The organism is Nioella nitratireducens, from assembly GCF_001879715.1.
Lineage (GTDB): Bacteria > Pseudomonadota > Alphaproteobacteria > Rhodobacterales > Rhodobacteraceae > Nioella > Nioella nitratireducens.
In genome coordinates, this window is record NZ_MNBW01000008.1 from 22,758 (window position 1) to 47,727 (window position 24,970).

Consider the following 24,970-nt stretch of genomic DNA (forward strand, 5'->3'; position numbering starts at 1 on the left):
ACTTGGCTAAACCGAACCCGAAGAGCACCGCACTCGACCTGCCGCCGATGGACCCGCTGCCAGAGGCGACGCAGAAATATTTTGACATTTGTGACGACAAGCTGGGGCTGATCCCCAACGTGCTGGCCGCCTACGCGTTCGACGCGGACAAGCTCAACGCCTTTACGGCGATGTATAATGACCTGATGCTGGGCGACAGCACCCTGACCAAGCTGGAACGCGAGATGATCGCCGTGGTGGTGTCGGCGGTGAACCGGTGCTTCTACTGCCTCACCGCCCATGGTCAGGCCGTGCGGGCGCTGTCGGGCGACCCGATCCTTGGCGAAATGCTGGTGATGAACTACCGCGTCGCCGATCTGGAGCCCAAGCAACGCGCCATGCTGGATTTCGCGGTCAAGATGACCGAGGCGAGCTACAAGATCGAAGAGGCCGATCGTCAGGAATTGCGCGACGTGGGCTTCTCGGACAAGGATATCTGGGACATCGCCTCGGTCGCGTCCTTTTTCAACATGACCAACCGCCATGCCTCGGCCGTCGATATGCGGCCCAATGACGAGTACCACGGCCAGAACCGGTGATCCGCGCGGCGCTCATATCCCTTTCTCTGCTGGCCGCCCTGCCCGCGCAGGCGCTGCAACTCGACATGCCCGGCGTGGCCGAGCTGTCGCATGAGGAAGATGAGAGCGCCACGAATTACAGCCTGCCGGTCTCGCCATGGGTAGATGGCGGGGCCGAGATGCAGACAGTTCAGGGCGCGCTCAGCCGTTCGGTCTGGCAGATCGCCGACTATGGCGGCAACAGCGCGCAGTTGATGGCCCATCTGCGCAGCCAGTTGGAGGAACAGGGCTACCAGCCCGTCTTTGCCTGTGACGCCACGCTCTGCGGCGGCTTCGATTTCCGCTTTGCCATGGATGTAACGCCGGAACCGACGATGCATGTGGACCTTGGCGACTTCGCCTATCTGGTGGCACGACTGCCGAGCGACGAGGGCGATGAATATATCGGTCTTCTGACCTCTCGCGGCGGCAATCGTGGGTATGTCCACATGGTCCGCATCAGCCCGGCCAGCATGGAACCGGTGGATGTGGCCGTGTCCACCCGCTCGCCCAACGGTGCCGAAATTCAGGATTTGCGCGAAAGCCTTGCGCTTGATGGCCGCGCGACCTTGGGCGATCTCAGCTTTGCCACCGGGTCGGCGACCCTGTCGCTTGGCGAGTATCCGTCACTGGTCGATCTGGCGGGCTATCTGGCCGACAACCCCGATACACGGGTGGTTCTGGTTGGCCACACCGATGCCGAAGGGTCGCTGGACGGCAATATCGCCCTCAGCCGTGCTCGGGCCGAAGCGGTGCGACGCTACATGATCGAGACGCTTGGCGCGGATGGTGCGCAACTGGCAGCGGAAGGCGTGGGTTATCTCGCCCCACGCGCCAACAACAGCAGCGACGAGGGCCGGCAACAAAACAGGCGGGTCGAGGTGGTGATCACCTCAACCCGCTAAGGTGCCCCCGCCCGGACAAGGCAGGGGGGTGGCATGGATATTGAAACGTTGGGAAGGGGTCGGCCTTACCAGTCCTGCGGGCCGACATCCTTGAACTGCTCGACGAGAAAGTCGATGAAAGCGCGCACCTTGGGTTGCGTGTAGCGGCCCGGCGGATAGACCGCGTAAATGCCCTGCACCTCTTCCGGCAGATCTGGAATGGCGTCTTCCAGAAGGCCCTGCCGCATCGGTTCGGCATACAGGAAGCTCGGCAGGTAGGCGATCCCCAGCCCGCCGATGGCGGCGTTGAGCAGCGATTGCCCGTCATTCACCGTCAGCGACCCCGCCGTGCGCACCTGACGCTTTTCGCCAGAGGGGGCCGTGATTTTCCAAACGTTCCCCGCCGCCTGGTTGGAATAGTGCAGCAGCTTGTGGTCGTTCAGATCGTCGATCCGCTCGGGTCGGCCAAATTGCTGGAAATAGCTCGGGCTGGCGATCATCCGCTTGGTGGTTTCCGTCAGCTTGCGGGCCCGCAATGTGCTGTCTTCCAGCTCACCCACCCGGATTGCCATGTCGAAGCCTTCGGAAATCAGCTCTACATAGCGATTGTTAAGCACCATGTTCACGGTGATATCGGGATAGGCATGCAGGAATTCGCCCAAGATTGGCGAGAGGTGATTGACCCCGAAATCGGTGGCCACCGACACTCGCAACATGCCCGAAGGCGCGGATTGCATCGCCGTCACCAGCGCGTCTGCCTCTCCGGCATCGTTCAAGACACGTCGGGCGCGGTCGTAATAGGCCAAACCGATCTCGGTCGGGCTGACCCGCCGCGTCGTGCGGTTCAACAGCCGCGCACCAAGGCGGGTCTCAAGGCTCGACACATGCTTTGACACTGCCGATTTGGAAATGCCCATTTTCTTGGCCGCGTCCGTGAATCCCCCCTGATCCACCACGGTGGCGAAGGCTTCCATTTCCGTCAAACGGTCCATTGGGTCACCTGTATGCTTATACTCATCTCCCCAACGGTATCGTTTCCAAATGCGGCGCGATTGGGGAACGCAACAGGCCAAAGCCGGGTAATACAGCGGATCGTTAAGGGCAGGGAAACAGATGACGCGCCACATTGTCATGCAGTTGTGGACAATGTGGCGATAGCAAAGGTTTTGTTGTCGGCAGGCTTATGAAAGGCGCGGGGTGGGCCATACTCCCTGCGCAGGGATCGCCACCATTCGGCGCCGGTCCCCAACGTGTCAGAGCGCCGCCGCCAGCCGCACCCCCTGGTTGATCGCGCGCTTGGCGTCCAGTTCGGCAGCCACATCCGCGCCGCCGATGACATGCACCGACATACCCGCCGCCTCCAGCGCGTCGCCGAGGCTGCGGTTCGGCACCTGTCCGGCACACAGAACGATTGTATCCGCCTCGATCAATGTCGGGTTTTCCCGCGCCTCGCCAAAGCTCACATGCAGCCCCTTGTCGTCGATCCGCTCGTAGGTCACGCCGCCGATCATCTCGACATCCTTCATCCGCAGCGCCGCGCGGTGAATCCAGCCCGTGGTCTTGCCAAGCCGCTTGCCCACGCGTTCCGCCTTGCGTTGCAACAGCACCACCTTGCGCGCGGGGGCGTCGGGTTGCGGCCCATCGGGCGACAGACCGGCCCGCGCTTGCGCCGGGTCTGCAACGCCCCACTCACGCATCCAGTCGGGCAGGCTTTCGGTCGGGCTGTCCTCTGTCACCAGATACTCGGCCACGTCAAAGCCGATCCCGCCTGCACCGATGATGGCCACGCGATCCCCCACCGGGGCCGCGCCCGACAGGACGTCGACATAGCTCAGCACGTTCGGCCCGTCCTGTCCGTCGATCCGCGGATCGCGCGGCGACACGCCGGTGGCCACGATCACCTCATCGAATGCCGTCAGGTCTTCTGGCCCGACCGTCCGGCCAAGATGCACCGTCACGCCGGTTTCGCGCAGCATGGTGCGGAACCAATCGACCAGCCCGTCGAACTCTTCCTTGCCCGGCACCTTTCGAGCCATGTTCAACTGCCCGCCGATATCGCCCGCCGCGTCGAAAAGGCTGACGTCATGCCCCCGTTCCGCAGCCGTGATCGCGGTCGACAGGCCCGCCGGGCCCGCCCCCACCACGGCAATGCGTTTCGGCGTATCGGTTGGCGTAACCACCAGCTCTGTCTCGTGGCAGGCGCGCGGATTGACGAGGCACGAGGTCAGCTTGCCGCCGAAAGTATGATCCAGACAGGCCTGGTTGCAGGCGATACAGGGCGCAATTTCCTCGGCCCGGCCCTCGGCTGCCTTCTGCACGAAGGCCGCGTCGGCCAGGAACGGGCGCGCCATCGACACCATGTCGGCGCAGCCCGTGGCCAGCACGTCCTCGGCGACCTCGGGCGTGTTGATCCGGTTCGAGGTGATGACCGGTATCCCCACTTTGCCCATCAGCTTCTTGGTGACCCACGCGAAGGCCGCGCGTGGCACACTGGTGGCGATCGTGGGAATGCGCGCCTCGTGCCAACCGATGCCGGTGTTGATGATCGTGGCACCCGCCTTTTCAACTTCCTGCGCCAGATGAATCACCTCGTCCGTGGTCGAGCCATCGGGAACGAGGTCGATCATCGACAACCGGTAGATCAGGATGAACTCCGGCCCAACGGCCTCTCGCACGCGGGCCACCACCGCCAGCGGCAGGCGAATGCGGTTTTCATAGCTGCCGCCCCACCGGTCGGTCCGCTTGTTGGTATGTTTGACGATGAACTGGTTGAGGAAATAGCCCTCTGATCCCATCACCTCGACGCCATCATACCCCGCCTCTTGGGCGCGCACGGCCGCGGTGACGATATCGGCAATCTGCTTCTCGATCCCGTCCTCGTCCAGCTCTTTCGGCGGGAAGGGCGAGATCGGCGATTTGATGGGCGAGGCCGACACACAATCCGGCCCATAGGCATAGCGCCCCGCATGCAGGATCTGCATGGCGATCTTGCCGCCCGCATCGTGCACCGCATCCGTCACCACCCGGTGATTGGCAATGTCCTGTTCCGTATAAAGCCCCGCCGCACCGGGAAAGACGCCACCTTCGTTGTTCGGGGCCATCCCCCCCGTCACGATCAGCGCCGCACCGCCACGCGCCCGTTCGGCATAGAACGCGGCCACGCGCGGCCAGTCCTTGGTTTCTTCCAGCCCGGTATGCATGGACCCCATCAGCACCCGGTTCTTCAGTGTCGTGAAGCCCAGGTCCAGCGGGGCCAGCATATGTGGGTAATGTTCCTGAATCATGCTTGGCGACCTCCCGGCCAGAAAAATGGCGAAGGGCGCAGACCCTGTCACCTGCTACGCCGCGTCATGCGCGAGCCTGCCGAAACGTCAGTCAGTTCCGGTTTCCGTGCAATGACGGCGAAAGGCACGTTTGAGCAGTTCCAGCTCTTCCCGCAAAAACTCCACTTCGGCCCGAATGTCTTCCTCCAGCGGCTCGCCGGTCAGGAATGTCACCCGATCCAACACGTTGCCACTGGCCGCGCTGCGAAATCGGACTGTCTGCACCCCGTCCGACAGCACCGAAACCGGCAGCTCGAAAGACGCAAGGAAATGGCCCGGATGCCCGTCCATCTCGACCAGATCGAGCGTGCCGATCACCTTGTCCACATGCACCGCCTCTACCACCGGCGGCTTGCCCAAGGCGTTCAACAGCCCCTCGTAGCGGCCCGCGGCGAGGCGTGTCTTGCGCAGGGTGGTGTCCGGCATCTGGCTGGTCTCCTTACAGGTCAGCGCGCGGCGCGCGGGTCAAGGTCAGGTCGGAAAGCTCGACCCGGTTCATCGCCGGGTTGTCGAATATCACGTCGATCCACACCTTTTCGACCCGCTTTTCGTTGATGTTGGAATAGGCCAGATCGAACTCGGCCAGCCCGTCCCCATCCCGAATCTCGACCTGCCGCACCATCTGTTCGGTGTTCGGCCCATGCTGCACGTTCAACCGCGCATAAAGCTCGATCGGGTTTTCCCGTTTGATCCGGCACCGCACGCTGTAAAAGTGGTTCCGGGTCAGGCCGGAAATCCCCTCGGGCGGCAAGGACAGCACCAGCGACAGAAACGACCCGTCAAAGCGCAAGACGTCCAGCGCCACGGCATAGGGCGCGGCACTGTCCCATCCGCCACGGGTCTGGCGCAAGGTAATCTCGGATTGGGCGCAGTCGTGAAACAACGTCACGTGGTCCGACAGGTGATAAGGCGAGGCCAGTTCCACGATCCCGCGCGGGTCGCGGCGGTCGATCCATGGCGACGGTCGCCACGCCCAATCACATTGATCGGGGCGCACGATTCCGGCAGCAGGGTCGACGGTATGGGCATTTTCGGCAGCGGCGGAAAACCGGTCAAGCTTGCGCCGCAGCCGCCGCGCCGTGCGATCCAGTTGCTCAAGCTCGCTCGCCGGCAGGCGCTCCGCCCGATCGGCCAGCGCTTGCCAGCGCTGAACGGATCCTTGCAACAACCTCTTTTCAAGAAAACCGCTCATGGCCGTAGGCCACCCCCTGAATACACATGCCGCCGGGCTTATCCGCCGGTCGTTAATTTCCCATTATTCTCCGAAACAGGCCGATATTCCAGAGGGCTCCGCCCGTGGCGGGCGCCGCGGCGGGCGCGGGCGCGGGTCTGGGGCTGGTCGGGGCCGGTCTCGGCTGCGCCGCCGCGACCGGGGGCGCGCCCCCCACGCCATCATTGGCCGCCAGAACCGCATCGGTAAAGGACCGCAAGGTACCAAGGCTGGTCTCGGCGTCGATCGGGCTTTCCTCGGTCCCCAGCACAGTCAGGGTTGCGATGCGGTCGCCCACGTCCAGGTAAGACCGCCAGTAATCATGCGACACGCCCTGCAAGTCGCTGGTGCTGCTGTCGCGGGCACGCAGGAAATACACTTCACCCTGATGAAAACTGTCCAGCAATTCAACCGTGTCAGCCTCGCCCGACCGGCTCAGCAATTGCCGCCCCTCGTCTGAAGAAAAAAAGGCATCCAGTTCAGGGATTGCATCGCGCAGGCTTTGCTCCGGGTCCGCTTCGGAAATCGACGCCGTCAGGACCGCCCGGACCGAGGGCTGCCCGGCACTGCGCCGGTTCGAGATCACCGCGCAATTGCCCAGCAATACAAACGCCGAATCCTCGCTTTCGCGGGTCGAACCGGGGTCGATACAAAATCCGTCCGGTCCGGCCACGATCACCCGGTCCGACGTCACAGCCATCTCGCGCACCGGCGGTGATCCAACGGGGCCAAACCCGCCACATCCCGCCAGCAACAGAACAAGGGCCAGACCGGGCCTAGAGGTCCATATACGCATGTCGTTCCTCTTTTCCGCCGGGATGGGTCACGGCGCCAAACTTTGCCGACCCCACGAGCCGGGCGTATTTCCACAATGCGCCAGAGCCATAAATCGTCTCGCGCGGTCCCGGCCATGCGTCTTTCCGCGCGGCCAGATCCTCGTCGCCCAGCGCCACCGACAATTCGCCCTTGATCGCGTCGATGGTGATCATGTCGCCGTCCTGCAACAGGGCAATCGGCCCGCCATGGGCCGCCTCTGGCCCGACGTGACCAACGCAGAACCCGCGCGTTGCACCGGAAAACCGGCCATCGGTGATCAGGGCAACCTTCTTGCCCATGCCCTGACCGCTCAGCGCCGCCGTGGTGGCCAGCATCTCACGCATCCCCGGCCCGCCTGCGGGGCCTTCGTTGCGGATGACGAGCACGTCGCCTTCCTTGTAGGATCGTGCCTTGACCGCCGCAAAGGCATCTTCTTCGCACTCGAACACGCGGGCCGGACCGGTAAAGACCTGATCCTCGGCACTCATACCGGCCACTTTCACGATGGCCCCATCGGGCGCGATGTTGCCCATCAGCCCAACGACACCGCCGGTTGCGGTCAACGGCGTTTCAATCGGGTGAATCACCTTGCCATCGGCCTGGCGCTCGATCCGGTCCAGCTCTTCGCCCAAGGACCGGCCGCTTGCCGTCATGCAATCCTCATGGATCAGCCCTGCCTTGCGCAGCTCCTTCATGACCACCGGCACGCCGCCGACCTCGTACAGATCCTTGGCCACGTATTCGCCGCCCGGCTTGAGGTTCACGAAATAGGGCGTGTCGTGGAAAATCTCGCACACATCCTGAAGGTTGAAATCAATCCCCGCCTCATGCGCAATCGCAGGCAGGTGCAAACCGGCATTGGTGCTGCCGCCGGTGCAGGCCACGACCCGCGCGGCGTTCTGCAAGGATTTCAACGTCACGATATCCCGCGCGCGGATGTTCTTTTCCAACAGGGTCATCACCGCATCGCCAGAGGCCGTGCCATAAGCATCCCGGCTTTCATAAGGCGCAGGCGCGCCCGAGGAATTCATCAAGGCAAGCCCGATGGCTTCGGACACACAGGCCATCGTGTTGGCGGTAAACTGCCCGCCGCAGGCCCCGGCACTGGGGCAGGCCACCTTTTCCAGCGCGCGCAATTCCTCGTCCGAATTGGCCCCCGCCTGATGGCGGCCCACGGCCTCGAACACATCCTGCACCGTGACGTCCTTGCCCTTGAACCGCCCCGGCAGGATCGACCCACCATAGATGAACACCGACGGCACGTTCAGTCGCACCATTGCCATCATCATCCCCGGCAAGCTCTTGTCACAGCCCGCAAGCCCCACAAGGGCGTCATAGCAATGTCCGCGCATGGTCAACTCCACCGTGTCGGTGATCGCATCGCGGCTGGCCAGCGACGCGCGCATCCCCTCGTGCCCCATGGCGATGCCGTCGGTCACGGTGATGGTGGTAAACTCGCGCGGAGTGCCGCCAGCGTGTTTCACCCCCATCTTCACCGACTGCGCCTGCCGCGACAGCGCGATGTTGCAGGGCGCGGCCTCGTTCCAGCAGGTGGCGACCCCGACGAAGGGCTGCGCGACCTCTTCCTCGCTCAGCCCCATGGCATAGAGAAACGACCGGTGCGGCGCCTTGGCGGGGCCAACTGTGGTGTGCCGACTGGGAAGGCTCGACTTGTCGATCGGGTGTTTCGGCATGGTCAAATCCCTCTGTTCGGTGTCGTTTCCAACAGGAATAGAGACCGCGACTCCACCGCACAAGCGTGATTGCCGCAGACCGCCCGCCGGGTTAGGATGAAAAGAAAAAGCAGGCAGACCCGAGCAATGATCTATCCCGCGCATGACGCCTATGTCGCGCCCGCGCGCGCGCATCCGCAAATCTGGCGGCTCGTTCTGGGCTTTCTTCTGGCGTGCGCGATATCCACGCTCTGGGTGATCGGCCTCTTCGTGCTCGTCTACCTCGTCGCCGGGATCGAGGGCGGCCCGGCCTGGATCAATCGCATGACCATGGCCGACACGCCCACCTCGGCGCTGCTGGTGATCGGCACGCTGTGGGGCCTCGCGCTAGGCGCCATGGCCGCCACCCGCGCCCTGCACCGCCGCAGCGTCTGGACACTTTTCGGCCGTCTGCGCCGGTTGCGCCGGGGCTTTTTCATCGCGGCCCTCGCCTGTGGCGTGGCTCTCGCCCTTTCGTCACTGATCCCGTTCGGCTACACCCCCGTCGCCAATCTCGGCCTCGGCTTGTGGCTCAACTTCCTGCCGCTGGCCCTCGTGGTGATCCTCGGGCAGACGCTGGCGGAAGAACTGTTCTTCCGCGGCTACCTGCAACAACAACTCGCCGCCCGATTCCATTCGCCGCTGGTCTGGATGCTGGTGCCCTCGGCCCTTTTCGGTCTGGCCCATTTCGACCCGTCCAACGGCCCGCTTCTGTCATGGCTCACCGTCGCGGCCACGGGCCTTTTCGGTCTCTGCGCCGCAGACCTGACCGCGCGCACCGGTTCCATCGGTGCCGCCTGGGGCTTTCACTTCGCCAACAACGTCGCCGCGATCCTTGTCGTCGCGCTCAGCGGCTCGCTCTCGGGTCTCGCGCTCTACACCACGCCGTTCGGCCCGGCCGAGGCGGGTATCCTCGCCCCGTTGCTGGCCCGCGACATGGCCACCACCGTGGTGATCTGGGGCGTGATCCGCTTTATCCTGTCCAGAAACGCCCGCTAAGCCACGCCGCAATTGCATTTCCCGGCCATGCGTCATATCTCGCACAGCGAGGACAGACAGCATCGGATCACGCATGAACTGGATCACCAATTACGTCCGCCCGAGGATCAACTCGCTCTTCTCGCGCCGCGAGGTGCCCGAGAATCTGTGGTCGAAATGCCCCGAATGCGGAACGATGCTGTTCCATAGGGAATTGACCAACAACCTCAATGTCTGTCCCAGCTGCGACCACCACATGGCGCTGACCCCGCGCGACCGGTTCACCGCGCTTTTCGACCAAGGCGTGTTCTCCGAGGTGCAGGTGCCAGTGCCGGTGCCCGACCCGCTGCATTTCCGCGATCAAAAGAAATACCCCGACCGCCTGCGCGCAGCGCAGCGCGCCACCGGCGAGCCCGAGGCCATGCTGGTCGCCGAGGGCGAGATCGGTCGCACCCGCATTGTCGCAGCCGCGCAGGACTTTTCCTTCATGGCCGGATCAATGTCGATGTATGTCGGCAATGCCATCCTCGCAGCCGCCGAGCGCGCTGTGGAACGCAAACTGCCGCTGGTGCTGTTCTCGGCCGCGGGCGGTGCCCGGATGCAAGAGGGCATTCTCGGCCTGATGCAGATGCCGCGCACGACAATCGCCGTGCAGATGCTCAAGGAAGCGGGCCTGCCCTACATCGTCGTCCTGACTCACCCGACCACGGGGGGCGTCACCGCCTCTTACGCGATGTTGGGCGATGTCCAGATCGCCGAGCCCAATGCCCTGATCGGCTTTGCCGGGGCCCGCGTGATCGAACAGACCATCCGCGAAACCCTGCCCGAAGGCTTCCAGCGCTCTGAATACCTGTTGGATCACGGCATGTTGGACCGCGTGACACATCGCAAGGACATGAAGGACGAACTCGTCACCATCCTGCGCATGATGCTGGGCGAACCGCCCGCCGTGCGCGGTGACCTGCCGCCGCCCGAACCCGTCGATGACCCCGCTCCGGCCCAAGACGTGACGCCCCCGGCGTCCCAGGATGAGGCGACAGACAAGGATGGCTGAGGCCCGGTCCGACATCCTCCTTGACCGGATGATGTCGCTGCACCCGAAAATCATCGACCTCACCTTGGACAGGATGCACCGGCTTCTGGCAGCGCTTGACCGCCCCGAGGCCAAATTGCCCCCGGTGATACATATCGCGGGCACCAACGGCAAGGGCTCCACCCTCGCCATGCTGCGCGCGGGGATCGAGGGCGCCGGGCAATCGGCCCATGTCTACACCTCGCCCCATCTGGCGCGCTTTCACGAGCGTATCCGGCTGTCGGGCGCCTTGATCGACGAAGACCTGCTGAGTGATATCCTCGACGAATGCCTTGCGGCCAACGGCCCCGATTCGATCACCTATTTCGAAATCACCACCGCTGCAGCCCTGCTGGCATTCACCCGCGCGCCCGCCGACTGGACCCTGCTGGAAACCGGCCTTGGCGGGCGGCTTGACGCGACCAACGTGGTCGACCAGCCGCGCCTGACGATCCTCACGCCCATCGACCTCGACCATCAGCAATACCTGGGCGAGACCCTCGCCGAGATCGCCACCGAGAAAGCCGGGATCATCAAGCGCGGCGTGCCCTGCGTGGTCGGCCCGCAACAGGATGAGGCGCTGGAGGTGATCGAGGCCCGCGCAGAGCGCCTTGGTGCGCCTCTTTTGGCCTTTGGCCAGCATTGGCATGTCTGGGAAGAACGCGGCCGCCTGATCTTTCAGGACGAAACCGGCCTCATCGACCTGCCGCTGCCCAACCTCGTGGGCGGGCACCAGATCGTCAACGCGGGCGCGACGCTTGCCGCGCTGCGCCATCTTGGCTCCGATGAAACAGCCTGCGAGGCCGCCGTCACTCAGGCAGAGTGGCCCGCCCGGATGCAGCGGCTCAAGGCCGGCCCGCTGGTCGAGATCGCACAGGCCGCGGGCAGCGACCTGTGGCTTGACGGCGGCCATAACCCCGCCGCCGCCCTCGCCATCGTCGAATCGCTCTCGCGCCTGCCGGAAAAACCCACGCACCTGATCTGCGGGATGCTCAACACCAAGGACGTGGGCGGCTTCATGCGCCCCCTCGCCGGTGTGGCCGACAGCCTGCACGGCGTGTCGATCCCCGGTCAGGCGGCCACGCTCTCGGGGGCAGAGACCGTGGCCAAGGCCCGAGCCTCCGGCCTGACCGCCGAGACCGCCGATGACCTGGAAAGCGCCCTCCGGGCGATCCTGTCGCAACATCCCGGCGCGCGCGTCCTGATCTGCGGCTCGCTCTACCTCGCCGGAATCGTCCTTCAGCAAAACGGCTGATGTGCCCTTGAACGGGGTGGCGCCCTTACCTGGCGCCCCCGCCGAAACCCGCGTTTTCGGTGTACGCATGGTGTACGGGGGGTGCACAGGGGGTGTACGGGGGGCGACCGCCCATTTTCAGTATCCTGTCATCTCCAGATACCCGCGCCCCGTGTGGCTGCCCGCAATGGAAATCGGCCCTTCCCAATAGGGAAAGCTGACCCCCATCCACGCCTGCGGATTGAGCGCCTCGACAGTCACGTCAACGCCCCTCACCGGCAGTGCGACCCGCCATTCGGTCGGCACCTCTCGTCCCTCTATTTCCACGTGATTCAAGGGGGTTAGCTGCAAAGCCCCGTCCCCGTAAGGCGTCGGTGTGCCGTCCGGTGCGATCCACGTGGCCGAAGTGAACAGCGCCGCCCCGCGCAGCCCGAACCCCATCAACCGCGCGCCCGTGTCAAAGCTGAGCGAGAACCAATCCCACCCGCTCTGATCCTCGGCCAAGGGCTGTGACGACCATTCCCGATCCAACCAGCCCTGCCCTGTCACCGCCACCGGCCCATCCGGCAAAGTCACCACACCGCTAACCTCATAAAAAGGCTGCGAAAAATAGTGGCTTGCCTGCCCGCCCGGTGACTTCACGGAATAGCCCCGGTCGCCCTGCAACACGATGGGCCCGGTCGCGTGCAGCGCCAGGTCATAGGCAAAATCAGCCCCCCGCGCCCGCACCGTCATATCTTCGAGTCCCGCACCCGTTGCGAGCATCTGCCAATCGTCGATAAAGGTTTCAAAAGGCGTGGAAATTACCCCCGCCTGCCCAATCCCCCCGCGCGCCAGACGCTCCGCCACGTGGTGCTCTTCGGCACTCGTTACAGCGGCATGACCCATCCAGACTTGCGGGCTCTGCCACCCCTCTCCCTCACCGGGCCGCATGGCGCTGCGAAACAAGGTCCATTGCACCCCGTATTGCGCCCCGTCGTCGCCCTCTAGCGTCGCGGTCAGATACCACCATTCAATGCGAAAATCCGGGTGCGCACCGTGGTCTTGCGGGAAGCTGATGACATGCTGCGGGTCAGGCATGGCAAAGCCCTCGGCCTCGGTTCCAAGGCCCGAAAACCCCTGTGTCAGAGCCTGATTTGCCCAGAAGATCGCCAGCAGCAGCACCCTAACGTTCATTGGAAAACACCTTCAGCAAATGCGCGGGCGGCATCCGCAAAAGCCCGAGCGCGGGATAGGCCGCCGCCAGCGCCGAAGACAGAACGGCCAGCCCCAGCAACCGCACCCAATCCAGAGGAAACAGCATCATCGGCAACCGCCAGCCAAAGGCCACCACGTTCACCACCGCCAGCAGCACCCACGCCAGCGCCAGCCCCACGGGCAAGGCCACCGCCCAGGTGATCAACACCAACCCAAGGCTGCGCCCCAGTTCGATCCACGCCAACCGCGCCCGTGTCTGCCCAAGCGCCCAAAGCGGTGCGACCTGCGGCAGGCGCATGGTTGCCAAGGTCATCAGGCTCGCCAGCAGTGCAAACCCGGCGACGGCCAAGGTCAGCACGTTCAGCGCGCCGGTGACGCGAAAGGTTTGGTCGAACACATCAATCGACGCCTGTTTGACCCGCTCTTGGTCCACAACGGCCCCATCCGGCAGGTCGAAGCGGTCCTGCAAGGTCGCGATCACCGCGCCACGCCGCTCCGGGTCGATCCGTATCGCGGTGCGCTGCTCTTGCACGTCATCGAACCGATCCCGCAAAAGGGACAGGGCGATCATCGCCTGTCCGGTGGGGTTCCCGTAGTCCGAGTAGACACCGCCAACCGGCAGGGTCAGACCATTCGTCAAGCGCACGGGATCACCCGGCGACAGCCCCTCGCGCAAGGAAAGCTGTTCGTTGATCAGGGCAACCTGTCCGGCTGCCAATGCATCCCAAACATGCGGAACAGAGACTATCATGGGCCAATACTCTCGATAGGTGGCATGATCCGCCACCCCGTAAACACGGCCCGGTGCGCCAGCAATCCGCGACTCGGCGTAGGCGATTGGCAAGGTCGCATCGACCATCGGGGCCAGCATGGCCCGGATCTCCTCGGCCTGCCCGTTGCTGGCGGCGGTGACGTAAAGCTCTGACACCAGCCGCTGGTTGAGCCAACCGAGGAACGTCTGCCGGAACGATCCCACCATCGTGGACACCCCGACATTGGCCGACAGGGCCAGCAGCAGCGCCATAAGCGCCAGCGACAGACCGGGCAATTGTTGGCGCGTATCGGCCAAAATCCACTCTGGCAACGCGCCCCGCACCATCCGCGACAGCCCCGCAAGGATCAAGGACACCACAGGCGGCAACATCAGCGCCGCGCCAAGCAACAGCGCCCCAAGGCAGAGAAACCCAGCGATCAGGCTGCCCCCGGTGGCCCCTGCGACACCGCTTGTTCCGAACAAGGCAAGCGCTCCGGCGACCTGCCAACGCCGCCCCTTGGCGGATGCCATGGCCCAGGCCCGAGGCTGCGCGGGTGCGAGCAGGGGCATTCGCGCCACTTTCCACACGGCCTGCGCCGCTGACAGCCATGCCCCCAACATCGCGATCAGCAGGCCGACCCCGGCCCAAAGTGGCCGGAACGCCAGTGACCCGCCAATATCCGCACCGTATAGGCTGCGCAGCGTGCCCGCCACGTCGGGCAGCAGCGCCGCCGCCACGAAATATCCCAGAAAAACGCCCACCGAACCGGCGATCAGGGCGATACCCGTAACCTCGACCATCAGGGCCCCGACCAGGCGGCCAAGCGGCAGGCCAAGGGCGCGTAGGGTGCGAAAGACCGGGCGGCGCTGCTCAAAGGCCAGCCCGATGGTGGAATGCACGATGAACAGCCCCACGGCAAAGGACAGGAAGCCGAAAGCCGTCAGGTTTAGGTGAAAGCTCTGCGTCAGACGCGAGAGGTCGCGGTCCTCACTTGGTTGCTGTCGGGTCAGGGACGTGACCTCGGCCAGCGCGGGCAGGCCGGCGGGTTGATCGGGCAGGATCGTCAGGAAGGAAGGGTCTTGCTGATCCAAAAGCCGCGCGGCCACCGACAGATCGGTGAGGATGAGGCCCGGCGCGATCCCCTCAACCGGCACGAAATTCGGCATTTCCCGTTGGTCAGAGACGATATTCACCCCCGGCGTGACGAAGGCCTGCCCCGGCCCTGTCAGGAACGCGGTCGGATCGACAAGGCTCTCGCCGGCGGCCTGTGGCAGGATACCCTGCGGCGCCGTCAGCGGGTCGATCCCCAGCAAGCGCCACCGCTCTGCTCCGATCTGCACATGCCCGCCGATCACCGGGGACACCAGCCACCCAGCCCGGCGCAGCGCGATATAATCCGCCATCGGCACGGGCTGGCCATCTGGCGTCACCAACCGGTCATAGCTTTGGGCCGTCACGCTGGCCGCGGCGCGGGCGTAGCTTTGGCGGGCTTCCTCGTTGATCGCTTGCACGCCCGACCAAAGGGCCGTGGCCAGCGCGAGGCCCAGCATCAGTGTGACCAGTTGGCCGGGGTGGCGCCGCCAATGGGACAAGAGCGTGAGCAGCGCCATTCAGGCAGCCTCCAACCGGCCACGGCTGAGATGCACGCGCCGGGAAAACCGCGCGGCGAGGCGGTTGGAGTGGGTTGCCATGATCAGGGCCGCGCCGGACTCGGCCACCAGATCGAGCATCAGGGACATGACCGCATCACCGGTATCCTCGTCGAGGTTTCCGGTCGGCTCATCGGCCAGCACCACCTTGGGATGGTTGGCCAACGTCCGTCCGATGGCGACACGTTGCTGTTGCCCGCCGGAAAGCTGCTCGGGATAGCGCTGTTGCATCCCCGACAGGCCGAGCCGGTCGATCAGCCGTTGCGTCAGGGCGGCGTCAAAACGCCCGGCCAGCCGCGCCTGAAGGGCGATGTTCTGCGCCACGGTCAGCGACGGGACGAGGTTGAATTGCTGAAAGACGAGCCCGACCGTATCGCGCCGCACGGTGGCACGGGCGGTGTCGCCCAGGGCGGTGATCTCTTGCCCGTCGAGGGTGATCGACCCCTTATCCGGCAGGTCCAGACCTCCAATCAGGTGTAACAGCGTGCTTTTCCCAGATCCGCTTTCGCCGGTCAGCGCCACGGTCTCTTTGCTGCCGACGGACAACGACACGTCGCTGAGAACCGCCACCGGGCCCTCGCCCGAGCGGTAGGTCTTGCTCACAGTTTCAACGCGCACCATTGGCCTACCATCCTTTTCCCTGATCTTGGCCGCCGGGCGGCAGTTTCAAGTTGACCAAGCCGAGTGAGAGGCGCAAGGATTCCCCCACGATGGTTTTCCAAAGGGTCAAAGCCCTACGGAAATGAAAAGGGAATGCGGTGCGGGGTCTGCCCCCAAATCCGCAACTGCCCCCGCAACTGTAAGCGGAGAGCGCCCCCACCAATTGCCACTGGCCCCGGGACGGGCCGGGAAGGCACGGGGACCGCATCGACCCGCAAGTCAGGAGACCTGCCATCAGACTGCAAACCCGAGGGCGGGGTGTCCTTCGAGGGGGGTTTCGCACCCTCCCGATCCGTCCATCAAAGCGCGGAGGGCGCGATGATTCTGACTGAACAGGATATGTCCTATAGCTGCACGACCTGCCCCAAGACAGGGCGCCCCTGTCTGGCCGGGCTGAAACTGGCCAAGCAACTGGCCGGGGCGATCCGGGCCAGCGGCGCGATAGTGGATGAGACTTTCGAGATGACCGGCCACGGCGCGTTGGAGGGCTGCGATGGCGGCGCGTGTGATGTGGTTTATCGTCTCTGTAAAATGGAAATCAGTGTCTTTTGCGGTGTCGATCAGGGGGCAGACCCGGATCAGTTGCAGGCGTTTGCCAACGCATTTCTGGGCGGCGGGCCGATCCCATCCAGCCCCATCCCCCGCGCCATGATCGTGGCCGAACGCCGCACGGCAGAGACGGCCCACGCACACGCCTGAACACGGCACTGGACAGCGCGGGCCAAGCTGGCACTCTTTGCGGATCAGCGAAAAGGAGGGCCCATGCCAAACGGACGCATCGATTCAGTCGAACGGGCGATGTCCATCCTGTCGGCCTTTTCAAGCCAACGCCGCCGCATGACGCTGGCGGAACTGGCCGAGGAAACCGGCCTGCACAAAAGCACCGTCTCGCGGCAGGCGCGGTCTATGTTGCTGTACGGGTTTTTGACGCGGGATGCAGACGGGCGGTTCGGAATCGGGGCGTCGGTCTGGCGCTTGGGGCTGATCTTTCGGCAGGATTACCAGAACGGCGCCATCATTCGCCCCGCCTTGCGCGATCTGGTCGCAAAAACCGGGGAAACCGCATCCTTTTACGTCCAGGCGGGTGACGACAGGGTATGCCTCTACCGGGAAAATTCACCCAACCTGATCCGCTATCACCTGGAAGAAGGGATGCGGCTGCCGATGGATCGGGGGTCGGTTGCGATGGTGCTGCGCCGGGCCGCTGGCGAAGAGGTGCCGAAGGGGATCACCTTCACCCCGGCCGGGTCCGTGACGCTTGAAGGCGGACGCAACCCCAACATCGCCTCGGTGGCGACGCCGGTCCATGACGGCGATGGCCGGTTGCTGGGCGCCTTGGCGGTGTCGGGGCTGACCACGCGGTTTACGGCGGACCGTCGGACCGCCGCCCTCGACCTGTTGGAAAGTCACGCGGCCGCGTTGCGGCTACGGTCTGGCGATCTGGGTGAAAACAGTCTCTAAAATGGGGTTTAGAGACTATTCCGCACCCCAATCAGCGCTCTGCATTTCTCTAAGCCGAGAGGCCGTGCGTTCAAATTCGAAACTGCCCGATCCTTCGAGGTAGAGCCTTTCCGGCTCATCCTCGGCCGAGAGGATGACCCGCGTGCGCGCTTCATACAGTGCATCCACGAGGGTCACAAACCGCTTGGCCTCGTTAAATTTTCCACTGTCCAGACGCGGCACGTTTTCCAGCACCAGGAGCTTTACCGCCCCCGCCAGTGCAAGGTAGTCGGCTGGGCCAAGGGGACGCCCGCAAAGATCCCAGAAATCCACCCGCGCCATGCCCGCCCAATAGCTGGGCAGATGCACCTCGCGGCCCTTGACCTCCAGCACCAGTTCCTCGCTCTTGCCGCCGGTCAGGTCGCGCCAGATTTCGTCTATGGCCTTGCGCGCGGCAGCATCGGCGGGGGCGAAATACGTCCGCTCTCCGGCCAGACGGTCTTGGCGGTAGTCCGTCAGGCTGGCGATTTCGTGCACTTCCAGCGTGTCGTTCAGCAGGTCGATGAAGGGCAGGAAAAGCTGCCGGTTCAGCCCATCCTTGTAAAGGTCGGCAGGCGGGCGGTTGGACGTTGTCACCACGACGACCCCGGCCTCGAACAACAGGTCGAACAGGCGGCCCACGATCATCGCGTCGGTGATATCGGTGATCTGCATCTCGTCAAAGCAAAGCAGGCTGACATCCTTGATCACCGCCTCGGCGACCGGTTTCAGCGCATCCTCGACACCCGTTTTGCGGGCCTCGTGCAGGGCCGTCTGGATTTCCTGCATGAAGCCGTGAAAGTGCACGCGGCGTTTGCGGGTGATCCCGGTATGTTGAAAGAACAGGTCCATCAGCATGGATTTGCCGCGCCCGACCCCGCCCCACAGATACAGACCACGCATACCGTCCGGCATCGTCGGTTTGAAGAACCGGCCAAGGAAACCCGTCGGTTTGGCGGGCCTCTCTTCCAGTTTCTCGCGCAGCTCTTCGAGCACCAGAAGAACTTCTCGCTGGCCGGGATCAGGACGCAACAGACCCTCGGCCACGCGGGTATCGTAGATGGCTTGCAAATGCTGTGACATGCCCCGACCTAGCCCGAAGCCCCCGCGCGGTGCCATAGGAAATTGATGACTGCCATCACGCTTTGGCATTTGACAGGACAGAAACCCTGACCGATTGTCACCGCACGCGACAACAGGACCGACGCCGATGCCCGACCGCAGCCCCGTTTTCACGCCCGTCCTGATCGGCGGGTGCCTGATCATCTTGCTGAGCTTTGCCATCCGGGCGAGTTTCGGCGTGTTCCAGATCCCGATTGCCGAAGAATTCGGCTGGCCGCGGGCAGAGTTCAGCCTTGCGATTGCCATCCAGAACCTTGCCTGGGGCATCGGCCAGCCGATCTTTGGCGCGATTGCCGAGAAATTCGGGGATCGCAAGGCCATCATCATGGGGGCGGTGCTTTATGCCCTAGGGCTGGTTCTGTCGGCGGGGGCCACCCTGCCGATCCAGCATCAGGCGCTGGAAATGCTGGTGGGGTTCGGCATCGCGGGCACCGGCTTTGGCGTGATCCTTGCCATCGTGGGCCGCGCCAGTTCCGATGAAAACCGGTCGCTGTCGCTTGGCATCGCCACTGCCGCTGGCTCGGCCGGGCAGATCGTGGGTGCGCCGTTTGCCGAATACCTGCTGACGCAAATGACATGGCAGAGCGTCTTCCTGATTTTCGCGGTCGTCATCCTCGCCACGCTTCTTGTGCTGCCGATGCTGCGGGCCCCGGAAATGGCCAGCAAGGCAGAGATCGAGGAAAGCATGGGTCAGATCCTGCGCAAGGCATTCCGCGACCCATCGTTCACGCTGATCTTTGTCGGGTTCTTTTCCTGCGGCTATCAATTGGCCTTCATCACCGCGCATTTCCCGGCGCTGGTGACCGAGATGTGCGGGGCCATCGTGCCCGGCTCGATGCTGCACAATATCGGCATTACCTCGACCTCGGCGCTTGGGGCCGTGTCCATTGCGCTGATCGGTTTGGCCAATGTGGGGGGGACCGTTCTAGCCGGTTGGCTTGGCACGCGGTTTCCCAAGAAATACCTGCTGGCGCTGATTTATACGGGCCGGACGATCACCGCCTCGATGTTCATCCTGATGCCGATCACGCCCACGACCGTTATCGTGTTTTCCATCGTCATGGGGTCGCTCTGGCTGGCCACCGTGCCGCTGACCAGCGGGCTCTTGGCCTATCTCTACGGCTTGCGCTACATGGGCACGCTTTACGGGATCGTCTTCTTCAGCCACCAGTTGGGCGGCTTCCTCGGCGTGTTGCTTGGGGGGTGGATGTATGACCTATACGGCAATTACACCGCCGTCTGGTGGATTGGCGTCGGCGTGGGGGCACTGTCCGCCGTGGTTCACTTGCCGATCACCGAAAGGCCCCTCAATACCCGAGGGGCCCCGGCGTGATCGTTACCGGCCCTGCCACGCAGACAGGATGTAACGGCTGGTCATCAGATCCAGATGCGCGCCGCCGCCGTTCTTGAAGAAGGTGATTTCCGCGTCGTCCTGGCGGGTCATTTTCCCGGCGGCGAGGTCATAAAAATCCGACACGATATCGGCCTCGGTGATCACGCCCCGATCAAGTGGGATCTGGATCTCGCCAATATGGCCAATGGTGGTGGCGCGGCTGTCGACATGGACCGAGGCACGGCGCAACACCTCGTCATCGACTTCGCGCATGTCGGGGCGGTAGGCACCGATCACGTCAATATGCTGACCGGGACGTAACCATTCGCCCTTGAGCAGCGGTTCCGTGGACATGGTGGCAGAGGTGACGATATCGGCCTGCCCCACGGCCTCGGCCAGATCGGGCGCGGCGCTGGTGTTGGGGTAGTCTGCTGCAAACGCCTCGGCCTTCGCCACGGTCCGGTTCCACACAAGGAACCGCGCGTCGGGGAAGAGCGCGCCATAGGCCTGCCGCAGCGAATGGCCCACGGTGCCCGCGCCGACGATCAGGATCACGTCGCTGTCCTTGCGCGCCAGTTGCGCGGCGCCGAGCAGGCTGTCCCCTGCCGTCTTCCACTTCGTCACGAGATGGAAATCCACAAGCGCGGCGAGCGAGCCGTCTCCATCGTCATAAAGGTTCACCGCCCCCTGGATCATCGCGACGCCCTTGTCAGGGTTGCCGGGAAAGACATTGGCGGTTTTCACCAGCGATCCCATCCCGTCGATCCAGGCCGCGCGCGACAGCAACGTGTCCTTGCCGCGATACAGGAATGTATCGCCGATCTCGGCCTTGGGCAGGCGGTGACCGGCGCGGAAGGACTCGATCAGGTCGAGCCAGTTCAGTTGTGCTTCGGCCTCCTTGCCGATGATCTCGAACGTCATGGGGTGGACTCCTCTTGTGTCAGCAGGCCGTGGGCAACAAGTTGATCCGCCAACCCTTGCGGACCCTCGAACAGATGTCCATGCCAGCCGCGATCCAGCGCGGTGGCGATGTTTTCGGGCCGATCGTCGGTGAAGAACAGCGCCTGCGGGGACAGGCCCGATTCAGTCTCTAACACGGCATAAAACGCAGGGTCCGGCTTGGCCAGGCGACGTTGGCCCGAAATGAATTCGCGGTCAAACTCGGTCAGGAAATCATACTCTCCTTGCGCGATTTCGTAGGTTTCGACACCGAAATTGGACAGGGCGAAGATTGGAATACCCTTGGCACGCAGGGCGCGCAGCAGGTGCACGCTGTGCGGAATCGCGGGGCGGGCCATCTCTATCCAGCGATCATGCCAGAGGCGAATTTCGTCTCTAAACCGGGGGTTTTCGTCTGCAAACGGGTAAATGACCTCTTGGAAGCCGTCCCCCATATCCAGCCGCGCGTTCATTGCGTCGAGGTCGACAGAGGCGAACAACTCTCGCCGCCGGTCCTCTCCGATCTCGCGGTCGTAAAACGCGACCGGATCCCAGTTGATCAGAACCCGGCCAATGTCGAAAACAACTGCCTCGATGGTCATGCACTGACACCGTAGAGCGCCTCGGCATGGAAGCTGACGTGATCTTCCATGAAAGTGGAAACGAAGAAATACGAGTGATCGTACCCCGGCTGCATCCGCAGCGTGGCAGGCTGACGGCGGGCGGCGATGGCCCCGGCCAGAGCCTCGGTTCCCAACAGATCGCCGAATTGATCGGCGGTGCCGGTGTCGATCAGGATCGGGCCGGGAAACCCGGTTTCGCGCATCAGCATGGTGGCGTCATGCGGCTCCCATAGCGCGGTATTTTCACCCAGATAGGCCGTTAGCTGCTTCTGGCCCCAATCGCTTTCCATCGGGTTGCAGATCGGCGCGAAAGCCGAAACGCTGGCAAACCGGTCGGGGAAGTTCATGGCGATGGTCAGCGCGCCGTGGCCGCCCATGGAATGGCCGGTGATGCCCTGCCGCTCGGGGTCCAGTGCAAAGCGTTTGAACAGTTGGGCTGGCAGGTCTTCTGCGATGTAGTCCCACATCTGGAAATGCTCGGCCCACGGGTCTTGCGTGGCGTTCACGTAAAAACCGGCCCCCTGCCCCAGATCATAGGCCTCGTCATTCGGCACACCGGCCCCGCGCGGGCTGGTGTCGGGAAAGACCAGCGCAATGCCCTGCTCGGCGGCCCAAAGTTGCGCACCCGCCTTCCCCATCGCGTTTTCATGGGTGCAGGTCAGGCCCGAAAGATACCAAAGGACGGGAACCGGCCCATCCTCGGCCTCGGCGGGCAGGAACAGCCCGAAGGTCATGTCGGTGCCGGTCGCGTCCGAGGCGTGGGAATAAACCCCTTGGGTGCCCCCGAAACAGCGGTTCTCGGAAATCGTTTCCATCGGATCTGATCCTTGTTCTGATTGACCGCCCAAGGGGTAACGCGGGCATTCCGGGGCGGCAAGCTTTCAGAGCAGCGGCGTTACCCATGCGATGACAAGCGACACGGTCAGGATCGACACGGCGGTCGAAATCAGGATCGCGGCGGACACCCGCTGCGGAGCGACGCCGTAATGTTGCGCCAACATATAGACGTTGCCCGCCACGGGCAGCGAGGCCGCCGAAATCATCACCGCCGCGTCGAACAGGGGCACCGGGAAGATCAACAGGGCCGCAACCGCGACAGCAGCAGGGTGCAGCACCAGCTTGCAAAAGCTCAGCCAGCCCGCAACCGAAAGGCGTTCGGCCGATTTCCCCGCCAGCGATGCCCCGATGGCAAAAAGCGCGCCGGGGGTGGCGGCGTTGCCAAGCAGCGCGAGAAATTCATTCACGACATCGGGGATCGGCAGGGCAAGGCCCGAGACCAGCAGACCCAGACCAATCGACACGATCATCGGGTTGCGCAGCAGCCCGCCGCCGATGGTGCGCAAAACGCCGATTGACATCTGCCCATCACGCGACCCGGTAATGAGAATGGTGATCAGGCTGGAAAACACGATCAGGTCGATGGCCAATACCATCAGCACCGGGCCCGCCGCCTCGGGCCCCATCAGCACCACAAGCATCGGCACCCCGAGAAACCCGGTATTGCCGATCACCGCGCATTGCGCCTCGACCGCCGCTTCGGCCACGCTGACCCCGCGCAGGAACGCCACAAAGGTCGCCAACAGATAGACCACGGTGCAACCAAGCAGATAGGCCGCGACGAACCACCAATCGAAGATTTCGGACAATGAAAGGTTGGCCGAGAACCGGAACAACATGGCTGACAGGGCGAAATAAAAGACAAACTTGGTCAGGTAGGCCGTCGCCTCGCCCGAGAAAAAACCCGTGCGCCCCGACTGGAAGCCCAATCCGATCAACGCAAAAAACGGCAACGTCTTCAGAAAAATCTCGATCATGTCGTCTTCGCTAGGACAAGTCCCGCAGACTGTCCAGCGCGGGCATCGCTTGATGAACTGAACTGGTCGGTTTATTCATGATCTGGGCAGGAGGACACCGATGAATATCAACGCGCCGCTCAAAAAGGGACGCAAGTACGATCAGGTGGTCGCCGGGGCGCGCGAGGTCTTTCTGAAAGAGGGCTTCGAAGGGGCTAGCGTTGACCAGATTGCGCGGGATGCGGGCGTGTCCAAGGCAACGCTCTACAGCTATTTCCCGGACAAACAGGCCCTGTTCATGGCCGTTCTGACATCGCAATGCATGCAGCAATCGGACGAGGCCATGGGGATCGAGATCCTGCAACAGCCCGTGCCCGAGGCGCTGTATTCCATTGCGCGGTCTTTCCTTGGCTACCTGATGTCCGATTTCTCGGTGCAGGTGTTCCGGGTCTGCGTCGCCGAATCGGCCCGGTTTCCCGACCTTGGCCGCGCGTTTTACGAGAGCGGGCCACAACAGGCGCTGGATCAGATCGCAAGCTATTTCGCCAGCGAAAAGGTGCAGCAAGACCTGACCATCGACGACCCTTACCTTGCCGCGGACCAGTTTCTTCAGCTTTGCCGCGCGGACATGTTGCTGCGCAAGATCCTCAACGTCGAAACCGATGTCTCGGATGAGGCCATCGAGCGTATCGCGCGGGAAACCGTCAAGATGTTCCTTGCCCGCTATCGCCGCTAGGCGTCAGTCGATTCGCCGCACGAACAGTTGATTTCCCTCGGCACGCTTGGTTTCCAGCGTCCTGATTTCCTTGACCAGATCCGAAAGCTTTTTCTTGCCGTAACTGCGAGTATCAAAATCCGGATGCGCCGCCACGATCTGCTGGCCGAGCGTGCCAAGGTTGAACCATTCGCTGTCCTGATCAATGCCATCCATGGCGTGATAGATCAGGTCGCGGGCCTCGTTGATCTTGCGCATCGAGGTATCCGCACGCTGCGTCTTGTCATCTTCCTGCTCGATATTCTCGATGAAGATGAACCGCTTGCAGGCTTTACGGAAGGCTTCGGGCGTTTTCTTCTGGCCGATGCCATAGACATCGAGGCCCTGTTCCCGGATACGGCTGGCGAGCCGGGTGAAATCGCTGTCGGAACTGACCAGAACAAAACCGTCAAAGCGGGCGGTGTGCAGCAGGTCCATCGCGTCGATCACCAGCGCGATGTCGCTGGCATTCTTGCCCACGGTATTGGCGGGCTGATGGAAGGGAACCAGCCCGTGCTCTGCCTGCACCCGGTTCCATCCCGCCATCTGCTGCGACGAGAAGTCCCCGTAAATGCGGCGCACGCTGGCCTCTCCAAAGCGGGCGATTTCATCGAAAATCGCCTTGGTGTGCTTGGGCGACGTGTTGTCGGCGTCCACGAGGACGGCCAGCAGCGGGGTTGTTGTTTCGGCCACGAGGGGGCTCCTTGTTTCTGCGCGATCTCGCGTCATGCGCAGGCGCACGGCATCTGTCGAGAGATGGTATGCACGAGGTCGGCCATCTCTTCGACCGTGAAATTGCCGTTGAACGCGATCTTGCCGCTTGAAACCGCCTGACGGATCA

24 protein-coding genes and 1 riboswitch are annotated in these 24,970 nt (G+C 63.5%); of the genes, 9 read left to right on the forward strand and 15 right to left on the reverse strand.

Translation table 11 applies throughout. The features are described 5' to 3' along the window. Positions 1-2: 2 nt before the first annotated feature. Together BKY27_RS09360 and BKY27_RS09365 are read left to right on the forward strand one after the other, a co-directional pair. Positions 3-578 carry a peroxidase-related enzyme gene (locus BKY27_RS09360; protein ID WP_071674211.1) on the forward strand — a complete coding sequence of 192 codons (576 nt, stop codon included), beginning with the start codon at positions 3-5 and terminating at the stop codon, positions 576-578. Next, on the forward strand, positions 575-1,501 hold the full coding sequence (locus BKY27_RS09365) for an OmpA family protein (protein WP_071674212.1): 927 nt from the start codon (positions 575-577) through the stop codon (positions 1,499-1,501). Before BKY27_RS09360 ends, BKY27_RS09365 begins: the two co-directional genes overlap by 4 nt. A 65-nt stretch (positions 1,502-1,566) precedes the next feature. On the opposite strand, the gene BKY27_RS09370 is transcribed toward BKY27_RS09365, so the two are convergent. The 6 genes from BKY27_RS09370 to ilvD form a co-directional block, all read right to left on the reverse strand. Further along, positions 1,567-2,472, reverse strand: coding sequence for a LysR family transcriptional regulator (locus BKY27_RS09370; RefSeq protein WP_071674213.1), 906 nt, complete (start codon positions 2,470-2,472; stop codon positions 1,567-1,569). Between the two features lie 261 nt (positions 2,473-2,733). Beyond that, entirely contained in the window at positions 2,734-4,764 is a 2,031-nt protein-coding gene (locus BKY27_RS09375) for an NADPH-dependent 2,4-dienoyl-CoA reductase (RefSeq protein ID WP_071674214.1), read from the reverse strand. A gap of 87 nt (positions 4,765-4,851) precedes the next feature. Beyond that, positions 4,852-5,229, reverse strand: a complete 378-nt coding sequence (locus BKY27_RS09380) for a hypothetical protein (protein WP_071674215.1) — start codon at positions 5,227-5,229, stop codon at positions 4,852-4,854. Positions 5,230-5,242: 13 nt separating this feature from the next. Further along, positions 5,243-5,995: a DUF6478 family protein gene (locus tag BKY27_RS09385; RefSeq protein ID WP_071674216.1), complete on the reverse strand. Its 753-nt coding sequence runs from the start codon at positions 5,993-5,995 to the stop codon at positions 5,243-5,245. A gap of 52 nt (positions 5,996-6,047) precedes the next feature. After that, positions 6,048-6,809 carry a hypothetical protein gene (locus BKY27_RS20240; protein ID WP_071674217.1) on the reverse strand — a complete coding sequence of 254 codons (762 nt, stop codon included), beginning with the start codon at positions 6,807-6,809 and terminating at the stop codon, positions 6,048-6,050. Then, positions 6,790-8,523, reverse strand: coding sequence for a dihydroxy-acid dehydratase (gene ilvD / locus BKY27_RS09395; RefSeq protein ID WP_071674218.1), 1,734 nt, complete (start codon positions 8,521-8,523; stop codon positions 6,790-6,792). The genes BKY27_RS20240 and ilvD overlap by 20 nt, the downstream gene beginning before the upstream one ends. Positions 8,524-8,649: 126 nt before the next feature. Here ilvD and BKY27_RS09400 point away from each other — a divergent pair, with 126 nt between their 5' ends. The 3 genes from BKY27_RS09400 to BKY27_RS09410 all read left to right on the forward strand — a co-directional run bounded on the left by BKY27_RS09400 (position 8,650) and on the right by BKY27_RS09410 (position 11,846). Next, positions 8,650-9,540 carry a CPBP family intramembrane glutamic endopeptidase gene (locus tag BKY27_RS09400; protein ID WP_071674219.1) on the forward strand — a complete coding sequence of 297 codons (891 nt, stop codon included), beginning with the start codon at positions 8,650-8,652 and terminating at the stop codon, positions 9,538-9,540. A 73-nt stretch (positions 9,541-9,613) separates the two neighbouring features. Further along, complete coding sequence (gene accD / locus BKY27_RS09405; protein WP_071674220.1) at positions 9,614-10,573, forward strand: acetyl-CoA carboxylase, carboxyltransferase subunit beta; 960 nt, start codon at positions 9,614-9,616, stop codon at positions 10,571-10,573. Continuing rightward, entirely contained in the window at positions 10,566-11,846 is a 1,281-nt protein-coding gene (locus BKY27_RS09410; RefSeq protein ID WP_071674221.1) for a bifunctional folylpolyglutamate synthase/dihydrofolate synthase, read from the forward strand. The genes accD and BKY27_RS09410 overlap by 8 nt, the downstream gene beginning before the upstream one ends. A gap of 117 nt (positions 11,847-11,963) precedes the next feature. Here BKY27_RS09410 and BKY27_RS09415 read toward each other — a convergent pair whose 3' ends face one another. Genes BKY27_RS09415 through BKY27_RS09425 form a run of 3 tightly spaced genes read right to left on the reverse strand, consistent with a single transcriptional unit; the run spans position 11,964 to position 16,047 of the window. Further along, positions 11,964-13,001, reverse strand: coding sequence for a lipocalin-like domain-containing protein (locus BKY27_RS09415; RefSeq protein WP_071674222.1), 1,038 nt, complete (start codon positions 12,999-13,001; stop codon positions 11,964-11,966). After that, positions 12,991-15,387 carry an ABC transporter permease gene (locus tag BKY27_RS09420; protein WP_071674223.1) on the reverse strand — a complete coding sequence of 799 codons (2,397 nt, stop codon included), beginning with the start codon at positions 15,385-15,387 and terminating at the stop codon, positions 12,991-12,993. The genes BKY27_RS09415 and BKY27_RS09420 overlap by 11 nt, the downstream gene beginning before the upstream one ends. Then, entirely contained in the window at positions 15,388-16,047 is a 660-nt protein-coding gene (locus BKY27_RS09425) for an ABC transporter ATP-binding protein (protein WP_071674224.1), read from the reverse strand. 73 nt (positions 16,048-16,120) lie between these two features. Then, a riboswitch (cobalamin riboswitch) is annotated at positions 16,121-16,336 on the forward strand. A gap of 68 nt (positions 16,337-16,404) precedes the next feature. Between BKY27_RS09425 and BKY27_RS09430 the strand changes: the two genes are divergently transcribed. Continuing rightward, the gene (locus BKY27_RS09430) at positions 16,405-16,785 is read left to right on the forward strand and encodes a hypothetical protein (RefSeq protein ID WP_071674225.1); all 381 of its coding nucleotides are present in this window, start codon (positions 16,405-16,407) and stop codon (positions 16,783-16,785) included. Positions 16,786-16,848: 63 nt separating this feature from the next. Beyond that, a complete protein-coding gene (locus tag BKY27_RS09435; protein WP_071674226.1) occupies positions 16,849-17,547 on the forward strand; it encodes an IclR family transcriptional regulator in 699 nt (232 codons plus the stop codon). 15 nt (positions 17,548-17,562) lie between these two features. Here the strand turns inward: BKY27_RS09435 and zapE are convergent, their stop codons facing one another. Continuing rightward, positions 17,563-18,648 (reverse strand): cell division protein ZapE, encoded by a 1,086-nt coding sequence (gene zapE / locus BKY27_RS09440; RefSeq protein WP_071674227.1) that lies wholly within the window; start codon positions 18,646-18,648, stop codon positions 17,563-17,565. A 127-nt stretch (positions 18,649-18,775) separates the two neighbouring features. On the opposite strand from zapE, the gene BKY27_RS09445 reads away from it, so the two are divergent. After that, positions 18,776-20,020 carry an MFS transporter gene (locus BKY27_RS09445; RefSeq protein ID WP_071674228.1) on the forward strand — a complete coding sequence of 415 codons (1,245 nt, stop codon included), beginning with the start codon at positions 18,776-18,778 and terminating at the stop codon, positions 20,018-20,020. Between the two features lie 3 nt (positions 20,021-20,023). On the opposite strand, the gene BKY27_RS09450 is transcribed toward BKY27_RS09445, so the two are convergent. The 4 genes from BKY27_RS09450 to BKY27_RS09465 all read right to left on the reverse strand — a co-directional run bounded on the left by BKY27_RS09450 (position 20,024) and on the right by BKY27_RS09465 (position 23,396). Next, entirely contained in the window at positions 20,024-20,941 is a 918-nt protein-coding gene (locus BKY27_RS09450; RefSeq protein ID WP_071674229.1) for an ornithine cyclodeaminase family protein, read from the reverse strand. Next, the gene (locus BKY27_RS09455) at positions 20,938-21,561 is read right to left on the reverse strand and encodes an HAD family hydrolase (RefSeq protein ID WP_071674230.1); all 624 of its coding nucleotides are present in this window, start codon (positions 21,559-21,561) and stop codon (positions 20,938-20,940) included. Before BKY27_RS09455 ends, BKY27_RS09450 begins: the two co-directional genes overlap by 4 nt. Further along, positions 21,558-22,397 carry an S-formylglutathione hydrolase gene (fghA, locus tag BKY27_RS09460; RefSeq protein WP_071674231.1) on the reverse strand — a complete coding sequence of 280 codons (840 nt, stop codon included), beginning with the start codon at positions 22,395-22,397 and terminating at the stop codon, positions 21,558-21,560. Before fghA ends, BKY27_RS09455 begins: the two co-directional genes overlap by 4 nt. Positions 22,398-22,463: 66 nt before the next feature. Beyond that, entirely contained in the window at positions 22,464-23,396 is a 933-nt protein-coding gene (locus BKY27_RS09465) for an AEC family transporter (protein WP_071674232.1), read from the reverse strand. 100 nt (positions 23,397-23,496) lie between these two features. On the opposite strand from BKY27_RS09465, the gene BKY27_RS09470 reads away from it, so the two are divergent. After that, positions 23,497-24,111: a TetR/AcrR family transcriptional regulator gene (locus BKY27_RS09470; RefSeq protein WP_071674233.1), complete on the forward strand. Its 615-nt coding sequence runs from the start codon at positions 23,497-23,499 to the stop codon at positions 24,109-24,111. Between the two features lie 3 nt (positions 24,112-24,114). Here BKY27_RS09470 and BKY27_RS09475 read toward each other — a convergent pair whose 3' ends face one another. Further along, entirely contained in the window at positions 24,115-24,822 is a 708-nt protein-coding gene (locus BKY27_RS09475; RefSeq protein WP_233491812.1) for an NYN domain-containing protein, read from the reverse strand. Between the last annotated feature and the right edge of the window lie 148 nt (positions 24,823-24,970).